At 63.5% G+C, this 8,643-nt stretch carries 5 protein-coding genes and 2 tRNA genes; all 7 read left to right on the top strand.

Annotation, left to right across the window (positions count from 1 at the left end; translation table 11 throughout):
• On the top strand, positions 1-1,948 hold a 1,948-nt coding region (locus DW899_RS10660; protein WP_233539923.1), incomplete at its 5' end, for an MBG domain-containing protein.
• A 118-nt stretch (positions 1,949-2,066) separates the two neighbouring features.
• Entirely contained in the window at positions 2,067-3,425 is a 1,359-nt protein-coding gene (gene brnQ, locus DW899_RS06035) for a branched-chain amino acid transport system II carrier protein (RefSeq protein ID WP_117757039.1), read from the top strand.
• A gap of 91 nt (positions 3,426-3,516) precedes the next feature.
• A tRNA-Pro gene (locus tag DW899_RS06030) sits at positions 3,517-3,593 on the top strand.
• Between the two features lie 6 nt (positions 3,594-3,599).
• Positions 3,600-3,673: transfer RNA gene (locus tag DW899_RS06025), tRNA-Gly, on the top strand.
• Positions 3,674-3,981: 308 nt separating this feature from the next.
• Complete coding sequence (locus tag DW899_RS06020) at positions 3,982-4,818, top strand: formate/nitrite transporter family protein (RefSeq protein ID WP_117800322.1); 837 nt, start codon at positions 3,982-3,984, stop codon at positions 4,816-4,818.
• Positions 4,819-5,004: 186 nt separating this feature from the next.
• On the top strand, positions 5,005-6,462 hold the full coding sequence (gene selA / locus DW899_RS06015) for an L-seryl-tRNA(Sec) selenium transferase (protein WP_158566581.1): 1,458 nt from the start codon (positions 5,005-5,007) through the stop codon (positions 6,460-6,462).
• Positions 6,459-8,429: a selenocysteine-specific translation elongation factor gene (gene selB / locus DW899_RS06010; protein WP_117800320.1), complete on the top strand. Its 1,971-nt coding sequence runs from the start codon at positions 6,459-6,461 to the stop codon at positions 8,427-8,429. Before selA ends, selB begins: the two co-directional genes overlap by 4 nt.
• Positions 8,430-8,643: the final 214 nt, after the last annotated feature.

Raw genomic sequence — 8,643 nt, 5'->3', positions numbered from 1 at the left:
GGATCCCAAGCCTGATCCAGATCCCAAGCCTGATCCAGATCCCAAGCCTGATCCAGATCCCAAGCCTGATCCCGATAATCCCGACCCTGATAACCCCGAGCCCGATAACCCGGACAAGCCCGAGCGCTTTGAGGTGACGGCAAAGGCGGTCAACGGTTCGGTCGACAACGCTTCCGTCACCGTTGATGCGGGCGGCGACGTGACGCTCTCGGCGACGCCCGACGAGGGCTGCTACCTCGAGCGGGTGACGGTCACGGAAGCCGGCCCGGACAAGGCCATCGATCTCGATATTTCCGGCTATGAGGGCGGAGCGTACGAGGTCACGCTGAGTGGCGTCACCGCGTCGCACGAGATTACGTTCGAGTTCGCGAAAGCGGACGCTCCGAAGGTGATTGCGCAGCCACAGGACGCGAGTGCCCACGAGGGCGATGCTGTTGTGCTCTCGGTTGCTGCCGAGGCGGGCAAGGGCGTCCTCGACCACACGTCCTCGTCCACGGGTTCCGCCGCCGATGTCGAACTTTCCTATCAGTGGTTCCACATGGTGGGCGGCGAGACCGTGGCGCTCGAGGGCGAGACGGGGGAGACGCTCCTCATCGAGGGCCTTGATGAGGATTGCGCCGGCGAGTATTTCTGCCGCGTCACTCAGCGCTACCTTGGTACCGAGGCGCAGGTGGAAAGCGATCGTGCCGTCGTTTCCGTTGTGCTCCGGGATGCCCTCGTGTTCAACGGCGGTCTGCTGCCGGTCGCACGTGCGCATAGCACGTATCGAGCGACGATTGCGGGTGCCGCGGGTGGCGAAGCTCCATATGAGTACACATGGGACGACGCTAAGCTCCCCGACGGGTTTAAGCTCACCCGCACAGCGGGCGGCCTGACGCTCTCGGGCACCCCGTCCAAGGCCGGAGTGTCTAGCTTTGACATCACGTGCAAGGACGCTCGGGGTGAGACCGGGACCGCGCACTTTGTTCTGGTCGTTCAGGCGAAGCGGGTCAAGCTTGCATTTGAGAGCGGCAACTTCGTCTATAGCGGTGACGCCCAGGCGCCCGAGGTCACGGGGGTTCCCAAGGCCTGCGAAGGTGACCTGAGGGTCAGGTATTACGGGACGGGCGGCACGCACTATTCGTCGAGTGAGGCCCCGACCGATGCCGGCACGTATCGCGCCGTTGCCACGCTGCGAAGCAACGGGTATATCGGCGCCGCCTCGCGCAAGTTCAGGATTGCGCCGACGAAGCTTAAGGTAAAAGTCGACGATGTTGAACGCTTCGAGGGAGAGATGAATCCCGCCTTTACCTCGAGCCTAAAGAGCTCGGCCGATACCTCGGGCGTGAAGGTCGAGTACTCCTGCGTCGCCGATGAGAGTTCTCCGGCGGGCGAGTACCAGATCGAGGCGACGGTCACCGACCCGAACTTTGATGTCACGGTTGAGCCCGGTACGCTGACGGTGAAGAAGAAGCAAGAGTCTGTCGACCCGGACCCGGTGGTTCCCGATCCGGACAAGCCCGATGGACCCGATCCGGACAAGCCGGACCCGGACCAGCCTGACCCGGACCAGCCGGACAAGCCCGAGCCCGACCAGCCTGACCCGGGCAGGCCCGAGCCCGGCAAACCGGAGCCTGATCAGCCGGACAAGCCGGACCCGGATAACCCGGATAAGCCTGAGCCCGACAACCCGAGTAAGCCGGAGCCGGAAAAGCCCGGAACGCCCGATTCGGACCAGCCGGATTCAAAGGATCCGACAAAACCCGGTAGTTCGGATGACTCCGCAGCTGATAAGGCAAAGGCATCGGGCGCGGAAAACTCCGGCAAGAAGGAATCTTCCAAGTCGAGCGCTCAGCAGCTCGCCGATACGGGCGATCACGCGCCATTGGCCGTCGCCGTGGCTGCGGGCGCCGTTGCGCTTATCGCAATAGCGCTCGAGCTGCTGCGTCGTCGTCGCTCGGACGCGTAACGGCTCAAAAGGGGTGGCTAGATTGAAGCTGTGCGCGATTTAGCCTGCTAAAGCGTATATACTTGCGGGACGGGTCTTGTGCCCGTCCCGTTTTTGATTCGACCCGAAAGGTGGTCCCATGGCTTCATCCGCCCCGCGCGGTCTGCGCTCCGACCATGTCCTCACCGTCGGCATCGCCCTGTTCTCGATGCTCTTTGGCGCCGGCAACCTTATTATCCCGCCGCTGCTGGCGCTGCAGGCAGGCTCTGCCACGCCGGTTGCCATGCTTGGCTTTCTCATTGCCGCCATCGGCCTGCCCGTCATGGGCTTTATCGCCGTTGCGCTTGCCGGAACGGCGCGCGAGCTTGCCGGCCGCGTGCACCCCAAGTTTGGCGAGTTCTTTGTTGCGGCGGTGTATCTGGCCATTGGCCCGTGCCTGGCCATTCCGCGCACGAGCTCCACGGCCTTCGAGATGCTGGTGCCGCTGCTGCCCGAGGGCGTCTCGCTCAGCACGGCACGCCTGGTGTTTGCCGTTGGATTCTTTATCATCGCGTTTGCGCTCACGCTGCGCCCCGGCGTCATCACGCGCGTGCTCGGCCGCATTACGGGCCCCGCGCTCATTGCCCTTATCGTATTGGTCGTGGGTGCCGCTGTGGTCTCGCCGCTGGGCTCCGCTGCCGCGCCGCAGGCTCCCTATAATGCTGGCGCTGCCGTACAGGGCTTTTTGACCGGCTATCAGACCATGGACCTGCTCGCGTCGCTCGCCTTTGGCATCATCATCGCCGAGACCATCCACGAGCTGGGTGTTACCGATGACAAGCGCGTTGCCTTCGAGATTTCGCGCTCCGGCGTGATCGCCGGTGTGCTCATGGCCATCATCTACTGCGGCTTGGGCCTTGCCGGCGCGCAGCTCAGCACCGTGATGCCCGATGCCACCAACGGTGCCGCCATCCTCGCCCGTTCCGCCTCTATGCACTTTGGCCTCGCCGGCACGGTCGTGGTCTTTGCGATCTTCTTCCTCGCTTGCATGAACGTGTGCATTGGCCTTATCAGCTGCTGTTCGCGCTATTTCTGCGAGACGTATGTGGTCAAAGGGGGAGCGGAGGCTTCCGAGGAGGCCATGCGTCGTCCCTTTGCTGTTCTCGCCTTTGTGTTCGCGGCGTTTTCGTGCGTGCTTTCCAACGTGGGCCTCGACGTGATTCTTATGTTCTCGGTGCCCATGCTCAACGCCCTGTACCCCGTCGCCATCGTGCTGGTGCTTATGGGTCTGGTGCACGGTTTTTGCGACGCGCATCCGCAGGTGTGGGTCTGGGTCGGCGGCGTTGTCGCAGTGCAGAGCGTGATTACCTCGGTCCGCGATGCGTTCTTTACGGGCGCGTGGCTGCCGTTCGATGCGCTGCCGCTGGCAGACATTGGAGCCGCGTGGGCGCCGGTTGCCGTGGTGGCGTTTGTGATCGGCCTGCTCCACAGCTGGTTTGTCGTACATTCGAGGAGCTAGGGTATCGTCGCTTGCACAGGCGGGGAGTCTCCCCTATAATTTCCTTCGCTTTGGGACACGCAAGGTTTAGACCTTAGCTGCTCAACACCTTCGGGACGTGGCGCAGTTTGGTAGCGCGCCTGCTTTGGGAGCAGGATGTCGCAGGTTCAAATCCTGTCGTCCCGACCATATCTTGCGGGCGTAGTTCAATGGTAGAACCCCAGCCTTCCAAGCTGATGACGCGGGTTCGATTCCCGTCGCCCGCTCCATAAGAATTGTTTTAACGGCTTTGGTTTCCTTTGGGGATCAGAGCTGTTTTCGTTTACGCGCCGGGCGACGGGAATCGAATCCGCCAGGGTGCGGAGCTGAGAAAATGCGTGAGCATTTTCCAGCGCAGCACGCAAGGGCCGAAGGCCCGCAGCGAAGCAAATCCTTGGACTTCCCGTCGCCCGCTCCAAGCTATATAATCGCAGGCCAATATGCTAATTTGGCTCGCGTTTATTTTTATACCGTCCGACCTCGCGGGGCAAATGAACCAGGAGCGTTTGTCCCGAATCGTAAGAAAGAAGTGATTTCCATGGCACAGAGCAAGGCAGAATACCCCACCTCCGATTGCCTGGCGCCCGCCGCGATCGAGGCGAAGACCGAGGCCGCAGGCGTTACCAAGGCCAACCTGCCGGTCTCGAAGGCCTTTTTGCTCGCCATGTTCGCCGGCGCGTTCATCGCCTTCGGCGGCCTGTTCTTCACGGTCTTTCTGAGCGATCCCACGCTTGGCTGGGGCGCCCAGCGCTTCGTGGGCGGTCTTGCTTTTTGCCTGGGACTGGTGCTCGTGCTCATTTGCGGCGCGGAACTGTTTACCGGCAACTCGCTTATGGTCTGCGCGCTTAAGAGCAAAAAGATCACGCTCGTCCAGATGCTCAAGGCTTGGGCTATTGTGTGGATCGGCAACTTTGCCGGCGCCCTGTTCGTTGTCTTTTTGATTTACATGGCAGCCATTTACAAACTCAACGGCGAGGCCGTCGCCAACACCATGGTGAGTGTCGCCGCCGGTAAGGTTACGATCGGCGCCGTTACCATCTTCTTCCGCGGCATTCTGTGCAACATCTTTGTGTGTCTGGCCGTATGGATCGGCACTGCCGGCAAGACCGTGGTCGACAAGGTCGTGGGCATTTTGCTGCCCATCGCTGCCTTTGTAGCCTGCGGTTTTGAGCACTGCGTTGCCAACATGTACTTTTTGCCCATGGGCATTTTGATGCACTCCTGCGGCTATGGAGCCGATGTCGCTGGCGCCGATGCCCTCAACGCTGCCGGGTTGGCGCTCAACCTTACGGTCGCCACGCTGGGCAATATCGTGGGTGGCGCCCTGATCGTGGCGCTGGGCTACTGGTTTATCTACGCCAATAAGGAGGCCTAAAGCCACCAAGCCATAACCGACCAAAAAGGGACAGGTTTATTTTGGCAGGTTTTAGACGAGGCGCTTCGACGTCTTGTCACGAGCTGCCATAATGGACCTGTCCCTTTTGCGTGCGCGCCGGTATTTATTTGCCCGATGACGATCGCGGGGGACCAGCTTTTTATTGAACATGTCGAAAGGCTTTTCATGAGCGACTGCGAATCCATGTCTGCCGAGGTGCGCGGCCGCCTGCGTTCCATTCCCGCCGTTCACGAGCTGCTTGCCGAGTGGCCGGTCATGAAGGCTGCTGGCGATGCAGGCGACACGATGGTACGCGAGGCGATTGACGCCGAGCTCGATGCCGAGCGCGCGGCGATTCGCTCCGGCGCCCCTGCAAGGAACAAGCGCGAGCTCGCCTTGGCAATTGAGCAGCGGACCCATCGCCTGTCGCTGCCGACCCTGCGCCCTGCCGTCAACGCGACGGGCGTTGTGATTCACACCAATCTGGGCCGCGCTCCGCTCGCTCCCGCGGCGGTGCAGGCGGTGACCGATGTCGCCCGAGGCTACAGCACGCTTGAGTATGACGTCTCAACCTGCGCTCGCGGGGGCCGCAAAGAGCATGCCGCGCGTCTGCTGCGCACGCTCACGGGGGCGCAGGACGCCTTAGTTGTCAACAACAATGCCGCCGCGGTGCTGTTGGTGCTTGCCGCGCATGCCTTCGGCAAAGAGGTCATCGTGAGCCGCGGCGAGCTTGTCGAGGTGGGCGGCAGCTTCCGCATCCCCGACATCATGGCGGCTTCGGGTGCCAAGCTTGTCGAGGTTGGCTCTACCAACCGCACACATCTGGATGATTATCGAAACGCCATCACGCCCAACACGGCGATGATCCTCAAAGTCCATCCTTCCAACTACCGTATCGAGGGCTTCCACGAGGAGGTTTCCGTGGCGGAGCTTTCTGCGCTGGCGCATGAACATGGCCTGTTGCTTTACGAGGACCAAGGCTCAGGCGCTTTGCTTGCAGATGGGGTACTCGCCGATGCGGGGGAGAGGCCCACGTCCGTGTCTCTTGGCGCCGGCGTTGACGTCGTCTCGTGCTCGGGCGACAAGCTGCTCGGCGCCTCGCAGGCGGGCATTATTCTCGGTAGCGCCCAAGTAATCGCCGCCTGCGCTTCGCATCCGCTCATGCGCGCGCTTCGTCCCGGCAAGCTCACACTCGCGGCGCTCGAGGCCACCCTGCGTCTGTATGTGGCCGGTCCCGATACGGCACATCGTGAGATCCCGGTGCTCAACATGCTTTCCGGCGCGCCGGTTCCGCTTGATCGTCAGGCCAAGCGCCTGCACGACCGCATGCTGCGCAAGCTTCGCGACTCTCAGTTCGAGGAGGCGGTGGAGCTGCAGGTTGTCGAGGGCGCCTCTGCCCCGGGCGGCGGGTCGCTGCCGACCGTCGAGCTCCCAACTTTTTGCGTTGCCGTTTGCCCCGTCGATGGGCGCCTGTCCGCCGATGGCCTAAAGCGCGCTATGGTACAGGAGTCCGATACGCCGGTCGTGACGCGCGTGCAGCATGGTCAGGTACTGTTTGACGTTCGCACGCTATTGCACGATACCGACCTTGATCTGTGCGCGTCCGCGTTGGCCGATGCCGTGCGGGCGGGTTTGCATCGATGAGTGCGCGCGAGCTTGTCGAGTGTCCCGTTGTCGTTGGAACGGCAGGACACGTCGACCACGGAAAGTCGGTCCTTATCGAGGCGCTGACCGGCAAAAATCCCGACCGCCTGGAGGTCGAGCGGCGCCGCGGCATGACCACGGAGCTCGGTTTTGGCGAGCTGGCGCTGCCGAGCGGCAAGCTTGTCGGCTTGGTCGACGTGCCCGGGCATGCGCACTACCTGCGCGCGATGGTACAGGGTGCCACCGGCGTGGGCGTTGCGTTGCTGGTGGTTTCTGCCGTTGAGGGCGTGATGCCGCAGACGCGAGAGCACGTGTACGTGTTGGAGCTGTTGGGCGTGAGGCACCTCGTGGTGGCGCTCACGATGCGCGATCTGGCCGATGACGAGACGGCGGAGCTCGCCGAGCTCGACGTGATGGATTTCCTCGGCGATACCGTCTTTGCCAATGCGCCCGTGGTGCCCGTTTCCTCTCGCACGGGTGCGGGTATCGAGGACATTCGCCTTGCCCTCGATACCGCTATCGACTCTTTCCTGGCCGATGCCGCATCCCGCCCGGTGCGCCCCTGTCTGGCCCCGCGCCTGCCCATCGACCGCTGCTTCACCATCAAGGGATCCGGGACGGTCGTCACGGGCACGCTTCACGATGCCCCCGTGGCGGTGGGCGATGAGCTCGTTTCGAGTCCCGCGGGCGTGCGCTGCCGCGTTCGCGCGATTCAGGTGCATGGCGATACTCCTCGGGCGTTGCCCGGACAGCGCGTGGCGCTCAACATCGTGGGCGACGGCGCGGGCGACCTTCCGCGCGGCGAGGTCCTCTGCGGGTCTGGTGCCGAGGGCTCGACGCTCAGGCTTATCGCGCGCTTCACCTATCTGGGGCGCGAGGGCGCCAAGCCCGTGCCCTTCGAGTCCGGCACGCGCGTCCACGTGATGGTGGGCACGGCAGAGGTCCTCGGCCGTATCATGCTCATGGAGGGTGAGGGTCCTATTGAGGCTGGCGAGACCCGCATCGTGCAGGTCCGTCTGGAGGAGCGCCTTCCCGTGCGATCGGGCGACGGCCTCATTGTGCTCGCGTTCTCGCCGGTGGTGCTTATCGGCGGCGGTCGTGTTCTTCTTTCGCGGTGTCGCCGCTCGCGCGTCCTCTCCGCGGGCGAGTGCGCGCTGCTCGGGTCCCTGGATGCCGACGACCGCGCCACCGCCGTTGCCGCATGGTTGGGGCTGCAGCGCCTGCCCGTGTCTGCCGCGGCCGCAGCCCGTGCTCTCGATCTTTCGGGTGCCGAGGCGGCTGCGCTCCTGCACGGGGCGGTTTCCTCGGGTGACGCCGTGGCGCTTCGTGCCGAGCGCTCGACCGAGGAGCTCTATGCCGCCCCCGCTGTGCTCGATGCCGCCCTCGCCACGCTCTCCGTCACGCTGGCCGCCATGCACGGGGCCGCGCCCAAGCAGACGGGTTTCACGCCGGGCGAGGTCGCGCATGCCGCCTGGCCGACAGCGGGCGAAGACGTCGCGTCCGCGCTCGTTCTCGAGGGCTGTGCGCGCGGCGTGTGCACCGTCGACGGTGCCGAGGTGTTCGACCCGCACTCTGCCGCTGCGGCGATACGTGTGGTGCGCGAGGCGAGCCAGCGCATCGTGGCCGCCCTCGACGAGGCGGGTCTCGGTGCGGCGACGCTGCCCGAGGTGGGTGAGCGTCTGCAGCTCGATCGCGACACCATGACGCGTGCCCTGCGCGAGCTTTCGCTCAACCGCGCGATCGTTAAGATCGAACGCGACGTTGCCCTGTCCGCCGCCGCGGATGCTCATGCGCACGAGCTTGTTGCCGCCGCTATCGAGGCTGCCGGCGGTGCTGCCACCACGAGCGTGCTGCGTGAGGCCCTGGGCGTGTCGCGCAAGCGTGCCATCAGCATCCTGGAGCATCTGGATGCGGTGCGTTTTACGGTGCTCGACAAAGAGGCCGGCGGCCTCAGATCGCTTCGCTAGGGCTCCGAATCGCCGCTCGCCACAAAACCTGCCTATCTACTACGTTTAAGTGACTACCCTCGACCATTTCAAAAACCGCAAAAACAAAACCGCAGGTAGATGACTTGCCGATGTTACGAAAAAGTGGGTATGGCTAACCCTTGCTGGTTAAACGTAGTAGATGGGCCGTTTTCGTGGCGCGACACTGCGCGTTTGGTAAAATACCGCCACGTTT

This window comes from Collinsella sp. AM41-2BH (assembly GCF_003468085.1).
In the GTDB taxonomy this organism is placed as follows: domain Bacteria; phylum Actinomycetota; class Coriobacteriia; order Coriobacteriales; family Coriobacteriaceae; genus Collinsella.
This window is presented reverse-complemented; position numbering and strand designations above follow the sequence as displayed.

Coding starts and splice junctions, on each gene's coding strand:
- selA (WP_158566581.1), top strand. CDS start 5,005: ATGAGCGACTGCGAATCCATGTCTGCCGAGGTGCGCGGCCGCCTGCGT.
- brnQ (WP_117757039.1), top strand. CDS start 2,067: ATGGCTTCATCCGCCCCGCGCGGTCTGCGCTCCGACCATGTCCTCACC.
- DW899_RS06020 (WP_117800322.1), top strand. CDS start 3,982: ATGGCACAGAGCAAGGCAGAATACCCCACCTCCGATTGCCTGGCGCCC.
- selB (WP_117800320.1), top strand. CDS start 6,459: ATGAGTGCGCGCGAGCTTGTCGAGTGTCCCGTTGTCGTTGGAACGGCA.